Source organism: Nocardiopsis alkaliphila YIM 80379 (assembly GCF_000341005.1).
Classification (GTDB): domain Bacteria; phylum Actinomycetota; class Actinomycetes; order Streptosporangiales; family Streptosporangiaceae; genus Nocardiopsis; species Nocardiopsis alkaliphila.
Genome location: NZ_ANBD01000052.1, coordinates 1 through 24739, shown reverse-complemented (window position 1 = coordinate 24739; position 24739 = coordinate 1). Strand labels below are relative to the sequence as shown.

The 24739-nt window shown below is 65.9% G+C and carries 22 protein-coding genes; 12 read left to right on the top strand and 10 right to left on the bottom strand.

Going from position 1 to position 24739, the window contains the following annotated elements; translation table 11 throughout:
• The first annotated feature begins 17 nt into the window (after positions 1 to 17).
• The 5 genes from murJ (D472_RS0108400) (at position 18) to D472_RS0108380 (ending at position 7206) form a co-directional block, all read left to right on the top strand.
• Positions 18 to 1913, top strand: a complete 1896-nt coding sequence (gene murJ / locus D472_RS0108400; protein ID WP_017604043.1) for a murein biosynthesis integral membrane protein MurJ — start codon at positions 18 to 20, stop codon at positions 1911 to 1913.
• A 164-nt stretch (positions 1914 to 2077) separates the two neighbouring features.
• Positions 2078 to 3874, top strand: coding sequence for a murein biosynthesis integral membrane protein MurJ (gene murJ, locus D472_RS0108395; RefSeq protein WP_017604042.1), 1797 nt, complete (start codon positions 2078 to 2080; stop codon positions 3872 to 3874).
• Between the two features lie 246 nt (positions 3875 to 4120).
• The gene (locus D472_RS0108390; RefSeq protein ID WP_026117506.1) at positions 4121 to 5695 is read left to right on the top strand and encodes a protein kinase family protein; all 1575 of its coding nucleotides are present in this window, start codon (positions 4121 to 4123) and stop codon (positions 5693 to 5695) included.
• A 39-nt stretch (positions 5696 to 5734) separates the two neighbouring features.
• Positions 5735 to 6361, top strand: a complete 627-nt coding sequence (gene sigM, locus D472_RS0108385) for an RNA polymerase sigma factor SigM (protein WP_017604040.1) — start codon at positions 5735 to 5737, stop codon at positions 6359 to 6361.
• Positions 6358 to 7206, top strand: coding sequence for a hypothetical protein (locus D472_RS0108380; RefSeq protein WP_017604039.1), 849 nt, complete (start codon positions 6358 to 6360; stop codon positions 7204 to 7206). The genes sigM and D472_RS0108380 overlap by 4 nt, the downstream gene beginning before the upstream one ends.
• Positions 7207 to 7238: 32 nt before the next feature.
• Here the strand turns inward: D472_RS0108380 and D472_RS0108375 are convergent, their stop codons facing one another.
• Together D472_RS0108375 and D472_RS0108370 are read right to left on the bottom strand one after the other, a co-directional pair.
• On the bottom strand, positions 7239 to 7958 hold the full coding sequence (locus D472_RS0108375; protein WP_017604038.1) for a response regulator: 720 nt from the start codon (positions 7956 to 7958) through the stop codon (positions 7239 to 7241).
• On the bottom strand, positions 7955 to 9106 hold the full coding sequence (locus D472_RS0108370; RefSeq protein WP_017604037.1) for a sensor histidine kinase: 1152 nt from the start codon (positions 9104 to 9106) through the stop codon (positions 7955 to 7957). Before D472_RS0108370 ends, D472_RS0108375 begins: the two co-directional genes overlap by 4 nt.
• 186 nt (positions 9107 to 9292) lie before the next feature.
• On the opposite strand from D472_RS0108370, the gene D472_RS25060 reads away from it, so the two are divergent.
• The 3 genes from D472_RS25060 to trxA all read left to right on the top strand — a co-directional run bounded on the left by D472_RS25060 (position 9293) and on the right by trxA (position 11211).
• A complete protein-coding gene (locus D472_RS25060; protein WP_017604036.1) occupies positions 9293 to 9769 on the top strand; it encodes a hypothetical protein in 477 nt (158 codons plus the stop codon).
• Positions 9770 to 9906: 137 nt separating this feature from the next.
• Complete coding sequence (gene trxB / locus D472_RS0108360; protein WP_017604035.1) at positions 9907 to 10839, top strand: thioredoxin-disulfide reductase; 933 nt, start codon at positions 9907 to 9909, stop codon at positions 10837 to 10839.
• A gap of 48 nt (positions 10840 to 10887) precedes the next feature.
• Positions 10888 to 11211: a thioredoxin gene (gene trxA, locus D472_RS0108355; RefSeq protein WP_017604034.1), complete on the top strand. Its 324-nt coding sequence runs from the start codon at positions 10888 to 10890 to the stop codon at positions 11209 to 11211.
• A 237-nt stretch (positions 11212 to 11448) separates the two neighbouring features.
• Here trxA and D472_RS0108350 read toward each other — a convergent pair whose 3' ends face one another.
• From D472_RS0108350 to rpmH, 8 genes are all read right to left on the bottom strand, one after another.
• Positions 11449 to 12420, bottom strand: coding sequence for a ParB/RepB/Spo0J family partition protein (locus D472_RS0108350; RefSeq protein ID WP_017604033.1), 972 nt, complete (start codon positions 12418 to 12420; stop codon positions 11449 to 11451).
• Between the two features lie 81 nt (positions 12421 to 12501).
• Entirely contained in the window at positions 12502 to 13311 is an 810-nt protein-coding gene (locus tag D472_RS0108345; RefSeq protein WP_017604032.1) for a ParA family protein, read from the bottom strand.
• A 203-nt stretch (positions 13312 to 13514) separates the two neighbouring features.
• Entirely contained in the window at positions 13515 to 14246 is a 732-nt protein-coding gene (gene rsmG, locus D472_RS0108340; RefSeq protein WP_026117505.1) for a 16S rRNA (guanine(527)-N(7))-methyltransferase RsmG, read from the bottom strand.
• A gap of 396 nt (positions 14247 to 14642) precedes the next feature.
• The gene (locus tag D472_RS0108335) at positions 14643 to 15131 is read right to left on the bottom strand and encodes a Jag family protein (protein WP_026117504.1); all 489 of its coding nucleotides are present in this window, start codon (positions 15129 to 15131) and stop codon (positions 14643 to 14645) included.
• 143 nt (positions 15132 to 15274) lie between these two features.
• Complete coding sequence (gene yidC, locus D472_RS0108330) at positions 15275 to 16213, bottom strand: membrane protein insertase YidC (protein WP_017604029.1); 939 nt, start codon at positions 16211 to 16213, stop codon at positions 15275 to 15277.
• Positions 16214 to 16241: 28 nt separating this feature from the next.
• Complete coding sequence (gene yidD / locus D472_RS0108325) at positions 16242 to 16556, bottom strand: membrane protein insertion efficiency factor YidD (RefSeq protein ID WP_026117503.1); 315 nt, start codon at positions 16554 to 16556, stop codon at positions 16242 to 16244.
• A complete protein-coding gene (rnpA, locus tag D472_RS0108320; protein WP_017604027.1) occupies positions 16553 to 17032 on the bottom strand; it encodes a ribonuclease P protein component in 480 nt (159 codons plus the stop codon). Before rnpA ends, yidD begins: the two co-directional genes overlap by 4 nt.
• 130 nt (positions 17033 to 17162) lie before the next feature.
• A complete protein-coding gene (gene rpmH, locus D472_RS25055) occupies positions 17163 to 17306 on the bottom strand; it encodes a 50S ribosomal protein L34 (protein WP_033303406.1) in 144 nt (47 codons plus the stop codon).
• 785 nt (positions 17307 to 18091) lie between these two features.
• Here rpmH and dnaA point away from each other — a divergent pair.
• The 4 genes from dnaA to recF all read left to right on the top strand — a co-directional run bounded on the left by dnaA (position 18092) and on the right by recF (position 24718).
• Positions 18092 to 20122: a chromosomal replication initiator protein DnaA gene (gene dnaA / locus D472_RS0108315; RefSeq protein WP_017604026.1), complete on the top strand. Its 2031-nt coding sequence runs from the start codon at positions 18092 to 18094 to the stop codon at positions 20120 to 20122.
• 1219 nt (positions 20123 to 21341) lie between these two features.
• Complete coding sequence (dnaN, locus tag D472_RS0108310; RefSeq protein ID WP_017604025.1) at positions 21342 to 22481, top strand: DNA polymerase III subunit beta; 1140 nt, start codon at positions 21342 to 21344, stop codon at positions 22479 to 22481.
• 48 nt (positions 22482 to 22529) lie between these two features.
• A complete protein-coding gene (gene gnd, locus D472_RS0108305) occupies positions 22530 to 23489 on the top strand; it encodes a phosphogluconate dehydrogenase (NAD(+)-dependent, decarboxylating) (protein ID WP_275040594.1) in 960 nt (319 codons plus the stop codon).
• Positions 23490 to 23587: 98 nt separating this feature from the next.
• A complete protein-coding gene (gene recF, locus D472_RS0108300) occupies positions 23588 to 24718 on the top strand; it encodes a DNA replication/repair protein RecF (protein WP_017604023.1) in 1131 nt (376 codons plus the stop codon).
• Positions 24719 to 24739 lie beyond the last annotated feature (21 nt).

Genomic DNA, 24739 nt, shown 5'->3' with positions numbered 1-24739 from the left:
AGGAACCCTGATCCACGGTGGTCACCGAATCCCCTAACGGCGGCGAACAACCTCCTCGTTACACGCCTCGACACAGCAAACGGTCACCCGAGGGACCACTCCCCGGTGAGGACCCGATCCGCCCCTACACGGGTCCGACCTCCTCCTACGAGGAGGGTGAACTCCCCTCGCCCACCACCGGGCCGCACGGCACCGCCCCCGGTGGTGAGCACGAGGGCGCGGTGGTGGGCCATGAGCGGACCACCGAGGTTCCGCCAGGGTCCGGCGCGCAGGACAGGCAAGCGGGCACGGCGTCCGGGGGCATGATGCGCTCCAGCGCGATCATGGCCGTGGGCACCATGGCCTCCCGACTGACCGGGTTCGCGCGCACCATCGTGCTGGCCGCCGCCATCGGCACCCATCTGCTCGGTGACGCCTACCACACCGCGCACACGATCCCCTTCATCCTGAACGATCTCCTCATCGGGGGCCTGATGGCCTCCGTGGTCATCCCGTTCCTGGTCAAGCGGCGCAAGAACGACCTGGACGGTGGCAAGGCCACGGAAGACCGTCTGTTCACCTCCATGGTGCTGGCTCTGCTGGTGGTGACCACGGTCGCGATCCTGGCCGCCGAAGCCCTGATCTGGCTGTACGGATCCCGGTTCACCCCGGTGCAGTTCGAGACGTCGGTCTACCTGGCCCGTTTTCTGCTGTCACAGATCTTCTTCGTGGGACTGAGCGGTCTGCTCAGTGCCATGCTCAACACCCGGGGGAAGTTCGGTGCCGCGGTGTGGGCACCGGTGTTGAACAACGTCGTCATCATGGCCGTGGCCGCGATGTTCCTGATCATGGCGGGTCCCGGAAAGACCCCCGAGACGGTCACGAACACCGAACTCACCTTGTTGGGCGCGGGAACCGCCGCCGGTATGGCACTGCAGGCCCTGGTGCTGTTCATCGCTTTGACCCGCACCGGCTACCGCTGGCGCCCCCGTCTGGACCTGCGCGGTTCGGGGCTCGGCGAGGCACTGCGCTCCGCCGGATGGATGATGCTCTACACCCTGCTCACCCAGGCCGGATTGTGGATCACCACCAACATCGCCAACGCGGCCAACGTCGCGAGCATCGAGCAGGGCCTGGACGTGGGTGCGGGTATCAGTGCCTACAACCTGGCGTACCAGCTCTTCCAGTTGCCGTACGCGATCATCGCGGTCTCCCTGATCACCGTGCTCCTCCCCCGGATGAGCGCGCACGCCGACGACCGGAACTGGGACGCGGTCCGCTCGGACTTCTCCCGGACCCTGCGGATCTCCGCGTTCGTGTTGGTACCGACGGCCTTCGCGGTCGCCCTCTTCGCCGGACCGCTGTCGATCCTGGCCTTCGCCCGAGGGTCGGTCTCGGTGGCCGACGCGGCCGCGATCGGCCAGATCCTCACGGTGATGTCGCTCGGTCTGGTGCCGTTCACCATCTTCCAGCTGATGCTGCGCGTGTTCTTCGCCCTGGGGGACACGAAGACCCCGGCCCTGATCGGGGTCGCCAACCTCGCCGTTCACAGCGCTCTGGCCGCGCTGGCCTACTTCCTGCTGCCGCCCGACAAGGTGGTCGTCGGTGTGGCCGCGGGCTTCATGTTCTCGTTCCTGTCCGGGCTGATCATCGCCGGTCAGATCCTCAGCCGACGGATCGGAGGACTTGACGGAAAGCACGCCGTCGGCACATTGTCGCGGCTGCACCTGGCCGCCGTTCCCAGCATCGCGGCCGGCTTCGGTGTGCTCTGGCTCTTCGACACCTACGTCGGCTCCGGTCCGGTCACCCACGTCGGCGCACCCGTCGTCGGTTGCGCGATCGGGGCCTTGCTCTTCCTCGTGTCGGCACGTGTGTTGCGTGTTCCCGAGTTGAGCGCCGCCACGGAACTCATTCGCGGCCGTCTGCGTCGTTAGGGTTCCCGACGATCTTCGCCGACCCCGCCCCGTCGGCGCCCCTCCAACCGTCCCAGCCAGAAAAGGACCACTCGACGGTGTCCAGTGACCTCCCTCGTCAGTACGCCGACGATCCGCCAGACGGACCCGAGGAACCCTCCGAGCGCCGGCCCCCAGGCCGCCACATGGTGATGCCGGAGGACGTGCTCGACGCTTATGAGCGCGTCGAACCCACGACCGAGCCCGAGCCGGGGTTGAAGACCCTCCGGGACCCGAGCGACATCGGTGACGTGGGCACCGCGGACCGTGCCGGTCTGGAGGACGGCGACGAGATCGGTGGTTCCACACACACCGGCCCGGGCAACATCGCCAAGTCGACCGCGATCATGGCGGTCGGCACGATCGCCTCCCGGGTGACCGGGTTCGTTCGGACCATCGTCCTGGCCGCGGCGATCGGTACCCAATTGCTGGGCGACGCCTACCAGACCGCGGGCATGGTCCCGTACATGATCTACGACCTGCTGATCGGCGGGTTGTTGGCCAGTGTGTTCGTACCGTTCCTGGTCAAGCGACGCAAGCTGGACTCCGACGGTGGTGACGGGACCGAGCAGCGACTGGTCACGTTGATGCTGCTCTCGCTGTTCGCCTTGACCCTGGGGTCGGTGCTGATCGCGGAGTGGTTCATCCGGATCTACGCGGGCGGGTTCAGCGGAGCGCAGTACGACGTCTCGGTGGTCTTGGCCCGATACCTGGTGCTACAGATCTTCTTCATCGGCGCCAGCGGTCTGGCCAGCGCGATGCTGAACGCGCGTAACAAGTTCGGTGCCCCCATGTGGGCACCGGTGCTGAACAACCTCGTGATCATCGGCGTCTGCCTGTGGTTCCTGAACATCGCCGGCCCGGGTCGGACCCCGGAGACGGTGACCCAGGGCGAACTGGCGCTGCTGGGTCTGGGAACCGGGTTGGGTCAGGTCGTGCAGGCCGCGGTGCTCGTGTGGGCCCTGGCCGCGGCGGGCTTTCGCTGGCGTCCCCGTCTGGACCTGCGCGGTTCGGGTCTGGGCGAGGCCGCGGGCGCGGCCTCCTGGATGATGCTCTACATCGTGGTCGCACAGGTGGGCGCGCTCGTCTCCACCAACGTCGCCACCCGCGCCGGCGCGATGTCCGCGCAACTGGGGTTCGAGGCGGGTGCGGGTATCGCGGCCTACAAGTTCGCCTCGATGCTGTTCCAATTGCCGTACGCGATCATCGCGGTCTCGGTGATCACGGCATTGCTGCCCCGGATGAGTGAACACGTGGCCGCGGGGCGCAAGGACCAGGTTCGCAGCGACTTCTCCCGAGGGTTCCGCCTCTCCTCCGTGCTGATCGTGCCGATCTCGGTGGCGATGATCGTCTTCGCCATCCCCTTCTGCGTGATGATCTACGCGCAGGGCAGCACCACCGCCCAGGACGCGGCGGCCATCGGCCGGATCCTCATGGTGTTCTGCCTGATGCTGATCCCCTTCACCCTGTTCCAGTTGCAGATGCGCGTGTTCTACGCGCTGGGCGACACACGTACGCCCGCCTTGGTGGCGATCCCCTCCGAGATCGCCCACGCCGTCACCGCGATCGGCCTGCTGTTCGTGTTCGCCGACTCGCCCCAGCACATCGTGGTCTGGCTGCCGGTCCCCTATGGCCTGTACTACGTCGTGGGTTCGGTGATCATGTGGTGCATCCTCAACAGAAGGCTCAATGGGCTGGATGGACGTCGAACCGCGATCACTCTGGTCAAACTGCACGTGGCCACCGTGCCCGCCGCCCTGTTCGGCGCCCTGATGATCTTCGTCTTCCGTGGTCTGCCCGGTGATCTGTGGCCCGGCCTCGCCTCGATGGTGGCCGGGGGTCTGGTGGGTGCCGTACTGTTCGTGGTTGCCGCCAAGATCCTCAATGTGACAGAAGTCACAACATTCCTCGATTTGCTCAAATCCCGACTGCGACGCCGCTGATCACCTGGAATGGATGGTGTTGTGCGGTCGGACACGGATAAGCCCCGGAAGGTACATGAGTAGTCAATGTCCTCCAAAGAGGCTGTTCAGGCGTCCTAGCATGGACAGACACCGCTTTACCACCAGAGCATCGTTCATCCGAGCTGCCCGAAGGGAGGCTGGGGACAGCAGACAGTGCCGCTCCCCTCACGTGCGTCCGTACGGGATCCACGCGATTCAGCGGCACTGGTACCCGTCACTCCCATCATGAGCACCTTCCTGATCGAACCCGGGGCGAAGCTGGCCAACCGCTACCGACTCGACCACGTGGTCAGCGAAACCGGTGGCGCGACCCGGTGGAAGGCCACCGATGAGACGCTCGCACGTCCGGTCGCCGTCTGGACCTTCGCCGAAGGGTTCCCCCGAACCTCCGAGGTCGTACGCGCGGCCCGGGCCACCAGCCGTGTGCCCGACGCCCGCGTCACCCAGGTCTTCGACGCCGATGACTCCTCGCCCACCCCCTACGTGGTCGAGGAGTGGGTCGTCGGCTCTTCCTTGGCCGAACTGCTCCGAGAACAGGGCCCCATGGCACCCGAGCGTGCGGCGGGCCTGGTCGCCGAAGCCGCCGAAGCCATCGCCGCCGCCCATGCCGGCGGTCTCCACCATTTGTGCTTGTCCCCCGGCAAACTCATGTGGAGTAGTGGCGGGGCGGTCAAGGTCACCGGCATCGGGGTGGACGCCGCGCTGCTGGGCAGCAACGTCGCCCAACCCGCGGCCGTCGATGCCCAAGGCCTGGGCAACCTGCTCTACGCGGCCCTCACCGGTTACTGGCCCACCGGACCGCAGAGCGGCCTGCCCGGAGCGCCCCAAGGGCCCATGGGGCCCTACCCGCCAGGGCAACTGCGCCAGGGCATCAGCGAGCAACTGGCCACCATCACCGCCCGCGCCGCCCTGCCACAGTTGGCCGGCCAGATGGTGCCTGGACCCCCCATTTCCAGCCCCAGCGAATTCTGCGCCGCACTGGCCGAGGTCCCTCGGCTCATTCCGTTGCCCGTCGCCCCCACGGAGGCGGCCCCATTGCCCGAACCGGGCACCTCCCGCCGCACCGGCGAATTCGACACAGCCACCGGTCCCAGGCGCAGCCATCGTAACGGCGCCTCATCCGTTCGTTCGAGCGGTGCACGCTCCGGACCCTCCCGGACGGAGCAGCGCGACTCCCGTGACCGGGGCATGTCGGCCAAGCGCCTGCTCATCGGTGCCGGCGCCCTCCTCCTGTTCGCCGGTGTGGTCGTCGGAGCCTGGACACTCGGTAACAGCCTTCGTTCCGGCGCGGAAGAGGAGATCGACCCCAGCGCCGACGCCACCGAAGAGGTCACCGACAACGTCGACCTCGAGGTCCTCGACATCACCGGTTCCGACGGTTTCGACCCCTTCGGTGACCATAGTGAGCACGGCGACAAATCAGGGCTCGCCCATGACGGCGATCTCGAGACCCAATGGAACACCGAGGGTTACAACGACCCGATGGGCACCGAGAAGAGCGGTGTCGGCCTGCTCTTGGACCTGGGATCGGCCAAGGAGATCCACGAACTCGACCTGACCACCCCCGGTCAGGACTTCGGTGTGCAGGTCCGCGTCGGCGACGACTCCTCGGTCACGGATGAGGCCTCCCTCGACGGCAACCTTCCGGTCGCCTGGGAGGGTTCGGTCAACGGCGCGCAGACGCTCACACTGGACGAGGCCACGAGTGGTCGGTACGTCCTGATCTGGTTCACCGAGCTACCGACGCAAGAGGGGCGCTACCGTGGGAGCGTCAACGAGGTCGAGGTACGTGGACTCTAGTCCTCAATCCTCTAGTTGTGGAGTATGTGATCAGCGCTGATGGACGCGGCCCAAGAGCTTCCTGACAAGGAGCTGTTGTCGAGGCACACTCAGGGTGACGAACAGGCGTTCGCGGTACTGGTTCGCCGACACCGTGAGCGCCTGTGGGCTGTCGCCATTCGCATGATGAACGATCCCGAAGAGGCCTCGGACGCACTCCAGGACGCCTTCCTGTCCGCCTTCCGCGCCGCCGATCGCTTCCGTGGCGACTCACAGGTCACCACCTGGTTGCACCGGATCGTGGTGAACGCCTGCCATGACCGACTCCGTCGCAGGAAGGTGCGCCCGGCGACCCCCACCGAGGATGAGACCCTCGACGTCATCTCCAACGAACGGCTCGGTCGGATCGGTGGAGCCCCCGACCACGCCTCCCAGACCGAGTCCCGCCTGGACGTGCACGCCGCCCTCGAACTGCTCCCGTTGGACCAGCGTATGGCCCTGACACTCGTGGACATGCTCGGCTACCGGGTGGACGAGGCCGCCGAGATCCTCGAAGTGGCCTCGGGCACGGTCAAGAGCAGGTGTGCTCGAGGTCGCGCCAAACTTCTTCCCTCCTTGGCTCATCTCAGGAACCCTCAGCCTCCCCCGGACGTCACATCTGGGAGAGGAGGTGCCAACCCATCGTGACGTCTCATCCGGACGCGGAGGCACTCGCCTTCTTCGCCGAGGGCCTTTTGGAGCCAGGCGAGGAACGCTCGATCGCCGACCACATCGATACCTGCGTGCCCTGCGCGGTCACCCTCGGCGAGCTCAACGGGGTCACACGTGTGCTCGCCGAGGTACCGGCACCCGCGCTACCACAGGACGTGGCCGACCTTCTCGACGGGCGGATCGCCGAAGCCTCGGCCGAACGCTCCGCTGACGACGGTCCGATGCGCAAATCCCGGCCCGGAGTCCCATCGGAGTCCGCTCCTTCCGCTTCCGTCACGCCCATCTCCGCCAAACGGCGTGGTTTCGGCCTGACCAGGTTCATGATGGTCGCCGCCGTCGCGGTGTTCGTGATCGGCGGAGGGACGGCCGTGATCGGCGGCCTGATGACCGACCGGCAGTCCGAGACGGGCGCCGCTGCTCCCCTGTCGGAGGAGTCCTCGGAGGAGAACCTCCCGGACACCGCCCAGTCCTACGCCGCCGAGGGTTTCGAAAGCGGCACCCTCTACACCGAGGACACGCTCACCGAACAGGCCACCAAGACCCTGAACGCCGCCGAGGGCGAGGGGGACATGGGTGTCCAGTCCCAAGAGGACGCCGAACCTCCCCATGGTGCACAGGAGTGCGTCACCCGCTTGGAGGCGGCCACGGGTGTTCGGGTCACCCTGGTCGACGACGCCCTTTGGGAGGGCCCCGAGGGTCCCGAACGTGTCTGGGTCCTGTTCACCCGGCATGATGCGGGCGCCGACGTGATGGTCCTTGATCCGATCTGTGCCCGCGGTGGTGACGTTACCGCCAGTGTCCTCGCCAAGGAGAGCCTCTAGACCACGTTCTTCGTGGCCCATGGGCTCCGGTCCTACTCCCCTGGAGCGGTCCGGGCCCGTGATGTCGCCGAAGCACTGTCCCCGGGGCGGACCAGGCCGCTCTCGTAGGCGACCACGACGAGGCCCACCCGGTCCCGGACCCTGAGCTTGTTCAGCAACCTGCCCACGTGGGTGCGGGCGGTGGACGGGCTCAGGTGCAGTTCGGCACCGATCTCGTGATTGGATCTCCCCCGACCGACCAGAGCCAGGACCTCACGCTCGCGCTCGGTGATCCCGGCCAGACGTTCCCCCGCTTCCGGGGGTGGTTCCACCCGCGCCAGACGTTCGATGACCCTGCGGGTGACCCCCGGCGACAATAGGGCGTCACCCGCCGCCACCGTCCGGACCGCCTCACGCAATTCCCGGGGGTCCGCGTCCTTGAGCAGGAACCCCGCCGCGCCCAGGCGAAGAGCGCCGAAGACGTTTTCGTCCTCCCCGAAGGTGGTGAGCACGATCACCCGGGTGTCGACATGACGGCGATCCGGTGTGTCGACACGTAGACGTTCCAACTCCCGCAGCACCCCGAGCCCGTCCATCACGGGCATCTGCAGGTCCAGCAGCACCACGTCCGGGCGGAAGCGGTCGAGTCCCACCAAAGCCTCACGCCCGTCGGAGACCTCCGATACCACCTCGATGTCACCGTCACGCTCCAACAACGAGCGCACTCCGGCGCGGACCAACGTCTGGTCGTCGGCCAACATCACTCGGATCACACTCCACCTCCGAGCGGCAACCGGGCCCGTACCCGGAATCCTCCGCCGGGGATCGGGCCGGCCTCCAAGGTTCCCTGTACCATCCGTACCCTCTCCCGCATACCCGTCAGACCGCTACCCTCTGGCAATGGAGCATCCTCGTTCCGTCCGTCGTCGGTGACCGTGACGACGAGTTCCTCCCCCGATCGCCTCAGCGACACCTCGGCATGGCGGGCGTATGCGTGCCGAAGCGTATTGGTGAGTGCCTCCTGGACCACCCGGTAGGCGATCGCGTCGACCAGGCCGGTGAGCTCCTCCCCCACCACACCGGTCACCTCCACGTCGAGTCCGGCGGCTCGCACCGAATCCACCAGGTCGTCCAGGTGGGTCAGACCCGCGACCCGTTCGACTCCGTTCCCCGGTTCACGCAGTGCCCTTACCGTGGCGCGCAGATCACGCAACCCCTCTCTGGACGCCTGGGTCACGTGGGCCAGTTCCGCCCGCACCACCGTCAGATCCGGGCCGTCCTCCTCCAATGCCTCGGTGGCGACCGCCGCGTGCAGGGAGACCACCGAAAGGTGGTGCCCCACCGCGTCATGCAGATCCCTGGCGATCCGGGTCCGTTCCCGAGCCATCCGCTCGGCGGCCTCCGCGTCTCGAGCCTGGGTGGCCAATACCGCGATCCGTTCTCGTTGCCGAAAGCCTTCACGACGTTGTCTCGTGCCATCCCCCAGAGCGATCGCCGCACCCATGACCGCGACCGTGGAGGCCAGCTCGAACCCGAGAAGGTAAGCGGGGTCCTGCCCCTGGGAGAGTCGGGCCAGGGTGGAGATGGCGATGAGCACCACCGCGCTCCCGAGCGCCCATCGGGCCCGACCGGCCTCTGCGGCCGAGTACAGGGCCCCGGCCAGAGGGACCGCGAGACCGATGGTGGGCAGATCGACGGCATGGTGGGCGATGACCAGAACCGAGGTGGTCACGAGGACGAGGACGGGCCGGTACCGACGCAGCAGCATGAGGCCGCCGAGCAGGAGAGCCATCCCGTATCCCAACGCCTGATTCCCCTGGTCTCCGACGTCCGCGCCGACCGCGATCGCCACCACCGCGAAGACGGCGAATCCGAACAACGCGTCGACGACGATGGCCTGACGTGTGGGGTGCTCCGACATGGGCCGAGTCTACGGAGGCGGAGCCCAGGAGCCCTGAGACCACGGACGCGCGTCGGTACGCGTTTCGACGTACCGGGAGGAGACCGACGACGGATGCCCGCGGAGACCGCACGCCCCTATGGTTCGAAGGGTCGACACCGCCATTGCGGTAAAGCGAGCACCGCGCCGAAATCACGAGGGGAGATCATGAACCATGATCCAGGCACTCCACGCGACCGCACCCACGGTCACCCGGGAGGGCCCTCGACTCCGACCACCGCCGGCCCACGGAGCGTCTCGTGGCCTCTGGCCCTCGCGCTGGGCACGCTCGCCCTGCTACGTCCCCTGATGAACGCCACCGGAATCACGGACATGATCGGTGCGCCCTGGGCACAGCTGGGAGCGACTCTGCTGATCACCGTGGTCTGGATCCTGGCTGTGCTCGTTTCACGGGCACCCCGCCCGTTCCTCACCCTCGTCTGCGCGGGTCTGACCTACGGGATCCTCGCTATCGTGGTGAGCGCGGCGCTGTCCCCTCTCCTTTTGGGAGAGACCCAGGGTCCGATCACCGACCCGCTCGCGATGGTGGCGGTCCTGGTGACGAACGCGCTCTGGGGAGCCGTCGCCGGCGCTCTGGCCTTGGCCGTCCGTCGGCTCACGCAGGACCGGGGAAAGGCCGGGTGAGACCCCCGTCCCACCTGCTCCATCTGGGGGAACGCCCCGGAGGGAATGCCGTGCACCTACCATCGGTTGTGCTAACCAACTTCCCTCCGGTCACGCCACCGTGGCCAGGACAGCGACTGTGTGAAGGGCCTACGAGCGTGAGTGACGTCCGCAATGTCATCATCATCGGTTCCGGACCGGCGGGGTACACCGCCGCTGTCTACGCCGCCCGCGCGGAACTGAAGCCGCTGATCTTCGAAGGGTCCATCACCGCCGGTGGTGCTCTGATGAACACCACCGACGTGGAGAACTTCCCCGGTTTCCCGGATGGGGTCATGGGCCCCGACCTCATGGACAACATGCGCAAGCAGGCCGAGCGCTTCGGCGCCGAGCTGGTCCCCGAGGACGTCACCGCGGTGGAACTGACCAAGCCGGTCAAGGAGGTCACGGCCGGCGGCGAGACCTTCCTCGCGCACACCGTCATCTTGGCCACCGGTTCTGGCTACCGCGAGCTGGGAGTGCCCGGTGAGAAGGAACTCTCCGGTCGGGGAACCTCCTGGTGCGCCACCTGTGACGGGTTCTTCTTCCGGGACCAGGACATCGCCGTGGTCGGCGGTGGCGACACCGCGATGGAGGAAGCCCTCTTCCTCACCCGCTTCGCCAAGTCCGTGACGGTCATCCACCGCCGCGACGAGCTTCGGGCCAGCCGGATCATGGCCGAGCGCGCCTTCGCCAACGACAAGATCTCGTTCCTGTGGAACACCCAGGTCTTGGAGGTGTTGGGCGAGGAACGTGTCAGCGGCCTCAAGATCCTGAACAACAAGACCGCCGAGACGAGCACCCTCGACGTGACGGGTCTGTTCGTCGCGATCGGGCACGACCCCCGCGTGGAGCTCTTCGACCAGCAGATCGAACTCGATGAGGAGGGTTACGTCAAGGTGGACTTCCCATCCACCCGGACCAACCTCGACGGGGTCTTCGCCGCGGGTGACGTGGTCGATCACCAGTACCGACAGGCGATCACCGCCGCGGGCACCGGCTGTTCCGCCGCCTTGGACGCCGAGCGTTACCTCGCCGAGCAGGGCAACTGACCCCTCGTCTTCCCATCCCCTTCCATCGATATCAAGGAGAACCGAGCAGTGTCGACCGTCAAGAACGTCACCGACTCCACTTTCAAGGAGGAGGTCCTCTCCAGCGACAAACCCGTGCTGGTGGACTTCTGGGCCGACTGGTGCGGCCCTTGCAAGCAGATGGCTCCGGTCCTGGACAAGCTGGCCGAGGAGTACGGCGACAAGATCGAGGTCGTCAAGATCAACACCGACCAGAACCCCGAGACCCCTCGCGCCTACAACGTCATGTCGCTTCCGACCATGAACGTCTACAAGGACGGCGAGGTCGTCAAGCAGCTCATCGGTGCCAAGCCGAAGCGAGTCCTGGAAAAGGAACTGGCCGAGTTCCTGTAGTCACCGACCCGGCCGCGAGGCCCTCAGGTAGACCCTGGGGGCCTCGCGCCATTCCCGAGCAAAGAGATTCGGGATGACGGCCGCCGATCCCTCCCTGGGCATCAGGGGGTCTCGCGGACACGTTGGAGGAACCGCACACCTGCGTTGAACGCACGATCGGGCGGGTCGAACAAGGATGAGGGCTGTGTTTCACGTGAAACACAGCCCTCGCCACATCCACCAGCCGCAGTGGTGTTCTCACTGTTCGATCTGCTTGATGATCCGTTCCAGGTCTTCCATCGTGGCGAACTCCACGACGATCTTGCCCTTCTTTCGACCCATGTCCACCTTCACGGTGGTGTCGAGCCGATCACCGAAGCGGGTGGCCCATTCCTCGATCTGGGGTGGGTTGCTGATCTTGCCGGCGGAGGAACGTCGAGGTTTCTCTTCCTCTGGGATCTCCCGCAGGGCGACGATCTCCTCCAGGGATCGCACGGAGAGCCCTTCGTCGTTGACCCGCTTGGCCAGGCGTTCCTGGGCCTCGGGGTCATCGATCGACAGGAGCGCCCGGGCGTGTCCCGCGCTGAGCACACCAGCCGCCACCCTGGTCTGCACCTTCCCGGGAAGGTTGAGCAGGCGCAACGTGTTGGCGATGTGCGAACGCGACTTGCCGACCTGCTGGGCCAGTTCCCCCTGGGTGGTACCGAAGTCGTCCAGCATCTGCTGGTACGCTGCGGCCTCCTCCAAGGGGTTGAGCTGTTGCCGATGCAGGTTCTCCAGGAGCGCTTCCCGGAGCAGTTCGTCGTCCTCGGTCTTACGAACGATCGCGGGGATGCGGTCGAGCTGGGCGAGCTTACTCGCCCGGAAGCGCCGCTCCCCCATGATCAACTCGTAGCGCGGTTCCTCACCACCTTCGAGTTTACGGACCACGACGGGCTGCAGCAGGCCGACCTCGACGATCGAATCCCGCAACTCGTCCAAGGCCTCCTCATCGAAGTGCGTCCGAGGTTGACGAGGGTTGGGCTCGATCGAGGAGAGGGCGATCTCCTCCATGTAGGTCCCGTCCGGCATCTCTTTGGGCCCCTCACTCGAAACCTTCGGGGGTTCGGGTGCGAGGGCCGGTGGATTCTTCGTCTCCCGGACGCTCTCCGCCGGCGCGGAGGCCACCGCCGGCCCCTGCGGGATGAGCGCCCCGAGTCCCTTGCCCAGACCGCGCCGCTGCTGACTCACCGGCAATTCCCTTCACATTCTTTGCTGCCGATCCGCCCGAAACGCGGGCGAGGTGTTTCACGTGAAACAGGAGTACACGCTTCAGGCCCGATGGGCGATCTCGCGTGCCGCTTCCAAGTAGGCCATCGCCCCGGTGGAAGAAGGATCGTAGGTCATGACCGACTGCGCGTAACTCGGGGCTTCGGAGACACGAACGCTCCGCGGAACCAGGGTCCGCAGGACCAGGTCCCCAAAGTGTGAACGCACCTCGTCGGCCACCTGCTGGGACAGGCGGGTCCGACCGTCGTACATCGTCAGCAGGATCGTACTGATCGATAGCCCCGTGTTCAGGTGGGACTTGACCAATTCCACGTTGCGCAACAACTGACCCAGCCCCTCCAACGCGTAGTACTCGCACTGGATCGGGATCATGACCTCGTCGCAGGCCACCATCGCGTTGACCGTCAATAGGCCGAGCGAAGGGGGGCAATCGATGAGGATGTAATCGAGGTCGGAAGTGTCGTAGGCGGCGAAGGCTCGTTTGAGGCGGGCTTCCCTGGCGACCAGGGAGACCAATTCGATCTCGGCACCGGCCAAGTCGATGGTGGCCGGAGCACACCAGAGGTTGGGGATGTCCGGGACCGGCTGGGCCAGCTTCCGAATCTCCTCGTCTTCCACCAGGCAGTGATAGATGGAACGAGTCTGGTTGTCACGCTCCATGCCGAGCGCGGTGGAGGCGTTCCCCTGCGGGTCCAGGTCCACCACCAGAACACGCTGCCCGTGCATCGCGAGGGCCGCCGCGATGTTCACCGTCGTGGTGGTCTTACCGACGCCACCCTTTTGGTTGGCGACACTGATGATCCGGCAGGACTTGGGGCGGGGCCAAGGAGTGTCCTGCCCCCTATCGGCCATAGCCGCGTGCGCCATCTGCGCCAGCGGTGTTTCAGGTGCGACCGCGTGGGCCGCTCCCCATGTTTCACGTGAAACAGAGGCTTGGCTCGCCACTGAATCCGCTTCTGTTTCACGTGAAACATCGAGCAGGTCTCCATAGGCACCCGCCGGTGTTTCACGTGAAACACCGTCGTTGTCGGCTCGGTTCTGGGGCACGAATGAGTTCACCTCTTCCGTCCGCGCTTATTCTTGCCGCCTCGCCTCTTCTTCTGCGAACCTCCGTGCGAGGGCGGACCACCGTCGGATGTCACCGTGACGCGAACGACCGTGGTAGCGGGATCGACTTTACCCCGCCCCACCCTGATCACATCGCACACGCTAGGCCGCATTTTCGAAACGTCTTTTTCCGCCTCCGCGAGTTCGGCCTCCGCCTGCTCCCCCTTGAGGGCCAGCAGACTGCCACCCTTGCGCAGTAGCGGCAGGGACCAACCGGCCAGTCGGGTCAGCGGAGCCACCGCTCGGGCCGTGACGAAATCGGCGTAGAGTTCGCCGTGGACCTCTTCCGCCCTCGCTCGCCGCACCGTCACGTTGCTCAGGCCGAGCGATTCCACTGCTTCTTCGAGGAAGACCGTTCGCCGCAGCAGTGGTTCCAAAAGGGTCACATGGATGTCAGGGCGCAACAATCCGAGCACCAAACCGGGCAGCCCCGCCCCCGAACCGACGTCCATCACCTCCGCCCCCGCAGGGATCAACTCCTCCACCACCGCGCAGTTGATGAGGTGCCGCTCCCAAAGTCGGTGCACCTCACGTGGGCCGATCAGCCCTCGACGCACACCGTCGTCGGCGAGCAGTTCGGCGTAGCGGATCGCCACCGGCAGGGTGTCTCCGAACATCGAGACCGCTTGCGGGGGCGGAGCGGGGAGCGTAGCGCCGGGCTCCTCAACACCCGAGGTCATCGGTCACCACCTGTCGGAACTCGTCCATCGTCACTTCCATGAACCGTTGGGTCACCATGTCGACCTACCCACAGATCGACGACGCGTGAAGCGCACGGAGGAACACGGCAGTCCGCGCGCACTAGGCTCTCCCCCCGACGAGCCGCGCGACGCTCGGATCGGGGTCGTCTTCGCACTGCCGATGGCGGGACGACTCATGGGGAGGGTCTCGGCTCGATCCTACGTGGGGGGCACCCCCACGTTTCACGTGAAACCCCCTCTACCTCTCCCAGCCCCGGACCGGTCTCTCCCAAAGGCACCACCAAGGGCACGAACCATGAGCCGGGTGACGAGAGGAGGACATGCGAAAGGGGTGGTGTTTCACGTGAAACACCACCCCCGGCGATCTCCACCTGACTATTCGGCCGGGTGCACCACCACGTAACGATTGGGCTCCTCGCCCTCCGACTCGCTGTGCAGGCCCGCAGCGGCGACCGCGTCGTGCACGACCTTGCGTTCGAACGGGGTCATCGGCTCCAACGACTGAGACCGACCGGTCTTCTTGACCTTGTCCGCGGCCTCGGTCCCGGTCCGGAAGAGCACCTTGCGACGACCCTCCCGGTACCCGCCGATGTCCAACATCAGGCGACTGCGTTCACCGGTCACTCGGTGCACCGCCAAGCGGGTCAGTTCTTGGAGGGATTCCAGAACCTCCCCGTCCTCACCGATCAGCTCGTCCAAGGTAGCGCCCACGACGGAAACCATGGCCCGGTCGCCCTCGACGTCCATGTCGATATCGCCATCGAAATCCGCGATATCGAGGAGACCCTCGATGTAGTCCGCAGCGATGTCACCCTCGTTCTCCAGGGCCTCGATGTCGATTTCGGCCTCAGGCACTTCAGCCACCGCTACTCCACCGCTCTCTTCCTCGCTACGTCCCACAGCGATCCGTCTCCTCATATCCGTCGGCCCTGGCCGTCGTACGCCTCAGGGGCATTGTCGCCTGCGCACTCGAAAGTCGTCGCCGCCGACACGAAACAAGGCAGACCCTACTTGGGTCCACCGGCGCGCTTGGAACGCGGCTGCTTCTTCGGCTGCTTACGTTCGATCTTAGGCTGTTCCTTCGGTTCCGAAGCTGTTTCGCTCTCCTTCTTACGCCCCAACATGCCCTTGGCCGGACCCTTGGAAGGAGCGCCCTTAGCGGAGGAGTCGGTCTCACCCGGCATCGGTTGATTCCGGTAGAGGAAGTGCTGCTGCACCATGGTCCAGATGTTGGAGGTGACCCAGTAGACCAGCACACCGATCGGCATCATGAGACCGAAGAGCCCGAAAAGGGGCGCCATGTACATCATGATCTTCTGGGTCTGCATCATCGGGTTGTCAGGCTGCTGCGCCATGCTCCGCTTGATGCTCTGACGCATGGTCAGGAACGTCGTCAGACCCATGACCACACAAGCGATCGCGATGACGATCTTGGCCATGATGGGGTCGGTACCGCCCAGCTCCCGCAGGTCCTCCGCAGGGGTGTTGAACTGCGCGGCGACGGGAGCGGCGAAGATCAGCGCCTCACGCGCGCTGGTGACCAACTCCTCGGTGAAACCGAACCGAGCATTGCCCTCGGCCACGCTGCGCAGCACGCTGAACAGGGCGAAGAAGACCGGCATCTGAAGCAGCAACGGGAGGCAGCCCATGATGGGGTTGGTGCCGCTCTCCTGGTAAAGCTTCATCGACTCCCGTTGGAGTCGCTCCTTGTCGTGCTTGTAGCGCTCCCGAAGCTTCATGATCTTCGGCTGCACTTCCTGCATCTTGCGCTGCGTGTTCATCTGCTTGACGAACAGCGGCACCATCAAAAGACGCATGAGACAGGTGAGCAGCACGATGGACAGGCCCCAGGCCCACCCGCTGTCGGGGTTCAGGCCAACGAAGGTCAGACCCGAGTGGATCCAGACCAACACGTGGCCGATGATGTTGTAAAGCCAGTCCAGCACCGGCCAACTCCTCGGTGATTCGATTCAGCTACTGGTCCCCGGAAGCGGTGCCGGTCTGCCCGGTTCCGCCCGTAGACTCCTCGGACTCTTCGTTCCGTCGTCCCTTGGGCGGTGGGACCGGATCGAGTCCCCCCGGGTTGAAGGGATGACAACGGGCGATACGCCTGACGGCGAGCCACCACCCGTACAGCGCCCCGTGCACACGCAACGCTTCGACGGCGTACGCACTGCACGAGGGATAGAAGCGACAGACCGGTGGAAAGAGCGGGCTGATGAAACGCTGGTATCCACGGATCGGCAGAATCAGCAGTCGTGCGAACACCGTCGGTCTGTGCTCGGTCATCGGTTCGCCCACCGTTCTGCGCCCTCGTCGGGGCGGCGGTTCCCGTCTGTCCCGCTTTTTCTCGGCCCGTCCGCGGAGGACCCTCGCCCGCCGCGACCACGCCGACCTCGCGCGGCCCCCCGGGGACGTTGGGCCGCGGCGATCGCGCTGTCGAGTTGTACCGCCAGGTCCTCCTGGCGCAACTGGGCGGCGAGAGGTTTGGCACGTACTACGAGCAGGCTACCGTTTGGCAGAACACCCAATCTTTCCCGCATCAGGTGACGTAGTCTGCGTTGCACGCGTTTGCGCACAACCGCTCCCCCGACGGCCTTGCTCACGACGAAACCGACGCGCGGTGGTTCCGCGTCGTCGGTGTCCGGGGGGTGATTCGGAGTGAGGTAGACGACCCCCAAGGCGTCACGCGAGGCGCGCCGCCCCGAACGCATGACCGATCCGAACTCGGTACTGTGGCGCATCCGGTTACGCGGCGACAACATCGGTGTTCCTCCGGGAGCGGTGGTGGCCTGGGCCAGACCCGTGATCAGGCTGCTCGCATGCCACACGACAAAGGGACCGGCCGGCGAGAAGGCCGGACGGTCCCAGTGAAGAACTTGAGCTTCTCGTGGCCTAGTGGCTCACGGTCAGCGCGGAGCGTCCCTTGCGACGACGCGAGGCGATGATGGCGCGACCGGCGCGCGTACGCATGCGCAGCCGGAAGCCGTGGACCTTCGCGCGACGCCGGTTGTTCGGCTGAAACGTACGCTTGCTCACTACTGGCTCCAGGGGCGTGTCAGGAAAGTACTACGACAGACCCCAAGGATATGCGGGGCCTTACAGTGCATGTGCCGAGGCCGCGACGTCGCGTGCGAACGACTCACACGAGCGCAGGAAGAACCATCGGCATAAACATAAAGAAGATACGGCCTAGTCAGGGCGGGGTCAAATCGGCTCCGTCGATCCATCTCCGGCCGATGTCGACCCACCTCCGCGCCCGCCGGGCCCGGTGGCGGACACCACTGGCCACGGCTCGCCACCCACCTGTGGACGACGCCACCACCGCGTGCGGGTCTTCCACGGAAGATGGGGTCTGTGGATAACCTCAGCCTGTGGATAACTCGCACTTGCCGCCCTCTCGCGCGCCCCAGAAGCCGAAGATGAGCACACCACACACCCTCTGAGCTGGGGATTGTGGATAACTTTGAGTAAGCCACAGACAGCTGCCATCCTGTGGATAAACCTGTGTATAACCTGTGGACAACCCCGAAGGGTTGTGGATACCTGCCAGTAGTCGAACCCTCCGTCACCCGCGGACGGGCATGTCGTCCACAGGGTGTCCATGGGGAAAGAACCCGGTTCCGCGCCCGTACCCTGCCCCGACACCTCCCCCGGGAGAGGACAATGGAAGGCGCGAGCCGCCTCCGCCCCACATACGCAAAGCACGCGACACCCCTCTCCCTCGTCCCCTCACCGCCCCCGAAACCCACCCGAAACGATCCGCACCGAAGGGACAGCAACCATGGCAGGTCACCTTGGCTGACGCACAGGTCAACCTCGCAATGGTCTGGTCGAGCGTGTTGGACGGGATCGACAACGACGCCCTCCCCGCGCACCAGCGCGCCTGGCTGCCGCAGACCCGTCCGTTGGGCCTGATCGAGGACACCGCGTTGATCGCGGCACCCAACGAATTCACCAAGAAGGTCTTGGAGAGTCGTCTCTATCCGGCGATCAGCAAGGCCCTCTCCGCCCACCTGGGACGGGAGATCCGAGTCGCGGTGACGGTCGACCCCACCGCCGTGCCCACTCCTCCCCCGACCCCGGCTCCCTACGGCACCCCCGGGCGGGCGGGCCCAGAACGTGAACAGCCCTCGGACCCCGCCGAACAATCGTGGCCATCGGCTCCGACAGGGCGATCCGAGCAGCAGTCCACGCCGCAGCCTTCATCCCCCTCCCCTCGACCGGAGACCCGACCCGCGGGGCGGTCCTCGTTCCAGGAACCGCGCGGTCAGCACGCACGTCCCACCTCCCCCCATCCGGCCGAGGCACTGGGCGCGCACCCTCCCATTCCCGGCATCGGGCCCGCCGACCTGCTCGGCTCGGACCAGCCCTACGGTGAGCACCGATCCGACCCCTCCCCCGAAGCCTGGGCCGGGCCCGGCCAGGACACCTCCCAGGAGCGAACGGCCGATTCGGCGCCCGCGACTCCCCATCGAGATGGTCGGTCCACGCCCGAAGGCCGAGAAGAGCCGGCCGCCCAGACCCCGTCCTCCTGGGGCTCGTCCAGGGGATGGCCGTCCCAGGAACAGTTGTGGCGACAACAAGGATGGGGTGAGGCCGGCTGGGACGAGCCCAACCGGTGGGAAACGCCTGCCACGGAGCTCCCCGCCACGGGTACACCGGAATCGGTCGAGGAACGTCCCGAGGGCGGCTCCTTCCAAGACACGGACTCCACAGCCCAGGCCCCGGCCGCCCCGGACTCCGACCCGGTCGAGTCCACCCCTCCTCCCTCCCCTACGGCCCCGCCCGGCCGTTCTTTGGAGATCCCTCCGGGCGACCATGCTCGGCTGAACCCCAAGTACACCTTCGACACCTTCGTCATCGGTTCCAGCAACCGGTTCGCGCACGCGGCCTCGGTCGCGGCCGCGGAGGCTCCGGCCAAGGCGTACAACCCACTGTTCATCCACGGGGGTTCAGGGCTGGGCAAGACGCACCTGCTGCACGCCATCGGCCACTACACCCACCGGCTCTACGAGGGCTCTCGGGTGCGTTACGTCAGCTCCGAGGAGTTCACGAACGAGTTCATCAACTCCATCAGGGATGGCAAGGCGGACGGATTCCGTCGCCGTTATCGAGACATCGACGTACTCCTGGTGGACGACATCCAGTTCTTGGAGAACAAGGAGCAGACACAGGAGGAGTTCTTCCACACCTTCAACACGCTGCACAACTCCGACAAGCAGATCGTCATCTCCAGCGACCGGCCGCCCAAACAGCTGACCACGCTGGAGGACCGGATGCGCAGCCGCTTCGAGTGGGGTCTGCTGACCGACGTCCAACCCCCCGAGTTGGAGACACGTATCGCCATCCTGCGCAAGAAGGCCGCGCAGGAGGGCTTGGCCGCGCCACCGGAGGTGCTGGAGTTCATCGCCAGCAAGATCTCGACCAACATCCGCGAATTGGAGGGTGCCCTGATCAGGGTGACCGCCTTCGCCAGTCTGAACAGGCAGTCGGTCGATCTGGACCTGACCGGCCAGGTGTTGCGAGACCTGGTGCCCAACAGTGAGGTCCCCGAGATCACGGCGAGCACGATCATGTCTCAGACCGCGGCCTACTTCGGGCTGAGCCTGGAGGACCTGTGTGGAACCTCCCGCTCACGCGTGCTGGTGACGGCCCGGCAGATCGCCATGTACCTGTGCCGGGAGCTGACCGAGTTGTCGCTGCCCAAGATCGGGCAGCAATTCGGCCGTGACCACACCACCGTCATGCACGCCGACCGCAAGGTGCGCGCGTTGATGGCCGAACGACGCTCGATCTACAACCAGGTGCACGAACTCACCAGCCGGATCAAGGACCAGCCCACCCTGACCTGACCCGAGTGGACGGATCGGCACGGGGTCAGGGCGTTGGAAGAGGAAGAGGAAGGGGCACCGAGCGGTGCCCCTTCCTCTCTTGATGGGTATCGAAGATCCATCAGTCCGGTGGAGGGCGGACCACCGATGCTCTGCTCTTGTCCACGGGGCGACGGAACCCCCTCCCCCGCGGTTCCCATCCGCGGGCGTGGCGGTGATCCGGCTCAGGTCGTCCACAGGACGCGCCGTCAACGGTTTTCCACAGCCTCAGAAGCACCGGCGACGAGTTATCCACAGGTTTGTGTGTGGGTTTGCCAACCCTCGGGCGATAGGAGTGTGTCGTACCCGAACGGTAACGTCCGTGCCCGATCAACGCCGTTCACCCTGTTCTCCAAGGCCTCTCGCCCCTAGCGTCCTGATCGTTCCCAGCCTCGGGGGAGCTCTGCGGAGACCTTGACAACGAGCGTTGCACACAAATTTTGAAGGGCCTGTGGAAAACTCTGTGCACAGACTGTTTGCCCAGGTTCGAGAGTTATGGGGTAGGGCCCCAAAAAAATTTTTCCTCGCCTTCAGGCGAAGTTATCCACAGGCAGGGGTCAAAATCTGTGGATAACCCTGTGGACAAGCTGTGGATAACCCTGCTCAGCCTGTGGGTAACTCGGGCCAGCCCTGTGGACACTGCATCCGATCATCGGATCACCGAACCACGGGCTGTTGTGGAAAACATGGGGAAAACTTGTGGATGAACCTGTGGATGGCGTGTGGAAAACCTGTGGACCCCGATTTTCGTCCACAGGCAACCCGAGTTACCCACAGGGTTCTCCACAGGGCCTGTGGATAAAAATCTCCACTCTGACCTGGGGAAACAAGGGTTATCCACATTATCCACAGGCCCTACTACTACTACGCACCTTCATTAGCCCAAACGTGGCTTCAAAGCCGCTCCGCGAAAAATCTGTGGACAACGCCTCGTGGTCGACGTGACGGCGGCATCCTCCCGAGCCGGCAGCGACAACGAGTGAATCCGGGTAGCCTGGGTTCTTGCCCCCGTCCTCCGCCGCCCAGACCTGAGCGGTGACCCCTTCGGGAACCGAGGCGGCTCCCCGAAGCCGTGCCGGTGCTTGACGCCGGTTCGTCCACAGCCTGTCGATGGAGCCCTCGGAAACCCCCTGAGACACCCACGAGCTGCAACGTTGAGGTTGGGATCGGTCCACCGATCCTGCGGAAAGTGAGTCGGAAAGTGAAGTTCCGGGTCGAACGCGACGTACTGGCCGACGCTGTCGCCTGGACAGCGCGCACACTGCCGACACGCCCCTCGGTGCCGGTCCTGGCCGGCATCCTGCTCGACGTCGACGAAGTCGACGGCCGTCAGAGGGTCCGCCTGTCCGGATTCGACTACGAGGTCTCCGCCCAGGTCTCGGTCGACGTGGAGATCGAGGAGGTGGGCAAGACCCTGGTCTCCGGTCGACTCCTCGCCGAGATCACCCGCAACCTGCCTCCACAGGCTGTGGAAATCTCCACGGACGGCCCCAAGGTCGTGGTCTCCTGCGGCAGTGCCAAGTTCACCCTGAACACCATGCCGGTCGAGGACTACCCGTCCTTGCCGGAGATGCCCGGGGTCAGCGGGACCATCGGCAGTGACGTCTTCGCCGCCGCGGTCGGCCAGGTGGCCACCGCCGCCGGTCGTGACGACACGCTCCCGATGCTCACCGGTATCAGGGTCGAGATCGAGGGCGAGACCATCACGCTCGCCTCCACCGACCGCTACCGCCTCGCCGTTCGCGAATTGGCCTGGAAGCCGGAGAACCCCGAGCTCTCCGCGGTCGCGCTGGTTCCGGCCAAGACCCTGCACGACACCGCCAAGTCGCTCACCTCGGGAGCCGAGGTCTCCATCGCCCTGTCCGGAAGCGAGACCGGCGAGGGCATGATGGGCTTCGAGGGAGGCGGCCGACGGACCACCACACGCCTGCTGGACGGTGAGTTCCCCAAGTACCGAGCCCTGTTGCCGGACACCTTCAACACGGTGGCCGAGATCAGCCGCTCGGAGTTCGTTGAGGCGGTCAAGCGCGTTTCCTTGGTCGCCGAGCGCAACACACCGCTCCGACTGGCCTTCTCGCAGGGATCCTTGGTCTTGGAGGCCGGTACCGGCGAGGACGCACAGGCCGTGGAGACCCTTGCGGCCGAGCTGGACGGCGAGGACATCCAGATCGCCTTCAACTCCGGTTACCTGCTCGATGGCCTCAGTGCCATCGGCACCGACGTGGCTCGTCTGCACTTCACCACCTCGACCAAGCCGGCCATCCTCACCGGCAAGCCCGCCGAGGAGAGTGCCGCCCCCGAGTACCGGTACCTGATCATGCCGGTGCGCCTGTCCGGCTGACGGATCCGGCAGACTCGGAGACCGGTGTTCGCCGTTCGGCCCGCGCCATTGGTCCGGGCCGGTCGGCTTCCACGTGTCCACAGGTGTCCAAGGGGGATCCCAAGCATGCAACTCGGAATGATCGGACTCGGCAAGATGGGCGGCAACATGGCCGCCCGTCTGCGGGAGAAGGGGCATGAGGTCGTCGGTTACGACGCCCTCCCCGGTGAACGTGACGTCGAGAGTCTGGAGGCTCTCGTCGAACGGCTCCAGGCGCCCCGAGTGGTCTGGGTCATGGTCCCCGCGGGTGCTCCCACCGACGTCACCATCGAGAAGCTGGGCGAACTCCTGGCCGAGGGTGACATCATCGTCGAGGGTGGTAACACCCACTACGTCGACGACAAGCCTCGCGCCGACGCACTGGCCGCCAAGGGCATCGGTTACGTCGACGCCGGCGTCAGCGGCGGCGTGTGGGGGCGTCAGAACGGCTACGGCATCATGGTCGGGGGGACGAAGAAGGACGTGGAGCGACTGCGCCCGGTCTTCGATTCCCTGACCCCCGATGACGGCGGTGGCTTCGTGCACGCTGGTGCGGTCGGTGCCGGACACTTCGTGAAGATGGTCCACAACGGCATCGAATACGGCATGATGCAGTCCTTCGCCGAGGGCTACGAACTGATGGTCGCCTCCGGCATCGTCAGGGACGTGCCGGGCACCCTCGAGAGCTGGCGTGAGGGCACCGTCGTCCGTTCCTGGCTGCTGGACCTGCTCGGGCGTGCTTTGGAGGAGGACCCGGACCTTTCGGAGCTGCGCGGCTATGTCCAGGACTCCGGCGAGGGTCGGTGGACCGTGCAGGCCGCCGTGGACCTGGCCGTTCCGGCTCCGGCGATCACGGCCTCGCTCTTCGCTCGGTTCGCCTCCCGCCAAGACGACAGTCAGGCGATGAAGGTCGTGGCCGCCCTGCGCAAGCAGTTCGGTGGACACGCCGTCACCAAGGCGGCCGAGTCCGACACCGAGCAACGGGACTGACCTTTACGACAAACCGGGGCGGCCGGGTTCACCCGTGCCGCCCTCGGTCTTTTCCCTTTTCCACCGTCACCGCTCCCCCGCTCCAGGAGGAAGGCCGGATGTACGTCTCCCACCTGCAACTGGTCGACTTCCGTTCCTACGAGTCGGCTCTACTGGAACTCGAACCCGGCGTGAGTGTGTTCGTCGGGGCCAATGGGCAGGGCAAGACCAACCTGGTCGAGGCGATCGGGTACGTCGCCAACCTCGGCAGCCACCGGGTCTCCTCCGACACCCCCTTGGTCAGGTCGGGGGCGGCACGGGCGATCGTGAGCACCAGGGTCATGCGGGACGGGCGTGACATGCTCGTCGATCTGGAGATCAATCCGGGTAAGGCCAACCGTGCCCGGGTGAACAGGGGTGCCGCCGGGCGTCCCCGAGACGTGTTGGGCATCGTGCGCACCGTGCTCTTCGCTCCTGAGGACCTGGCATTGGTCAAGGGCGATCCGGGTGAGCGTCGCCGATTCCTCGACGAGTTGTTGGTGAGTCGGGCTCCGCGGATGGCGGGTGTGCGTTCCGACTACGAGCGGGTGCTCAAGCAGCGCAACGCCCTGTTGAAGTCGGCGTCGTCACAGCTGCGACGACGGGCCACCCCGGACCTGAGCACCCTCGAGGTGTGGGACTCCCATTTGGCCGAGACCGGAGCCGAGCTCCTGGCCGCCCGGCTGGGACTGGTGGAGGAGTTGCGCCCCCTGGTGGCGCGAAACTACGCGGGGCTGACCGAGTCCGGTGGCCCGGCCGTTCCCACCTACCGCTGTTCCGCGATCGAGGAAGGGATCGAGGTCCCGCGCGATCGTCCACGGCTGGTGACCCTCCTGCGGACGGCGATGGAGGACGCCCGGGAGCGGGAACTCCAACGCGGGGTCAGCCTCGTAGGGCCCCATCGGGACGAACTCCACCTCAGACTCGGTGATCTGCCCGCGAAGGGGTACGCCAGTCAGGGGGAGTCCTGGTCCTATGCCCTGGCGTTCAAGCTCTCGGCATTCGATCTGCTCAGAGCGGACGGTGATGATCCCGTCCTGATCTTGGACGACGTGTTCGCCGAACTCGACACCGAGCGTCGCGGTCGATTGGCCGAGCGGGTGCGCGATGCCGAACAGGTGCTGGTGACCGCCGCGGTCGGCGAGGACATCCCCGAGGAACTCGATGGTGCGAGGTTCGGAGTGCGCCAAGGGGTGGTCGAGGGTGAGTGAGGGTTTTCCACGGCCTGTGGA

Bases quoted from the DNA above. Each gene is read 5' to 3' on its own strand.
- murJ (WP_017604042.1), top strand. From the start codon at position 2,078: ATGGTGATGCCGGAGGACGTGCTCGACGCTTATGAGCGCGTCGAACCC.
- D472_RS0108390 (WP_026117506.1), top strand. From the start codon at position 4,121: ATGAGCACCTTCCTGATCGAACCCGGGGCGAAGCTGGCCAACCGCTAC.
- sigM (WP_017604040.1), top strand. From the start codon at position 5,735: ATGGACGCGGCCCAAGAGCTTCCTGACAAGGAGCTGTTGTCGAGGCAC.
- D472_RS0108370 (WP_017604037.1), bottom strand. From the start codon at position 9,106: ATGTCGGAGCACCCCACACGTCAGGCCATCGTCGTCGACGCGTTGTTC.
- D472_RS25060 (WP_017604036.1), top strand. From the start codon at position 9,293: ATGAACCATGATCCAGGCACTCCACGCGACCGCACCCACGGTCACCCG.
- D472_RS0108345 (WP_017604032.1), bottom strand. From the start codon at position 13,311: ATGGCCGATAGGGGGCAGGACACTCCTTGGCCCCGCCCCAAGTCCTGC.
- rsmG (WP_026117505.1), bottom strand. From the start codon at position 14,246: ATGACCTCGGGTGTTGAGGAGCCCGGCGCTACGCTCCCCGCTCCGCCC.
- yidD (WP_026117503.1), bottom strand. From the start codon at position 16,556: ATGACCGAGCACAGACCGACGGTGTTCGCACGACTGCTGATTCTGCCG.
- rnpA (WP_017604027.1), bottom strand. From the start codon at position 17,032: ATGTTGTCGCCGCGTAACCGGATGCGCCACAGTACCGAGTTCGGATCG.
- dnaA (WP_017604026.1), top strand. From the start codon at position 18,092: ATGGTCTGGTCGAGCGTGTTGGACGGGATCGACAACGACGCCCTCCCC.
- recF (WP_017604023.1), top strand. From the start codon at position 23,588: ATGTACGTCTCCCACCTGCAACTGGTCGACTTCCGTTCCTACGAGTCG.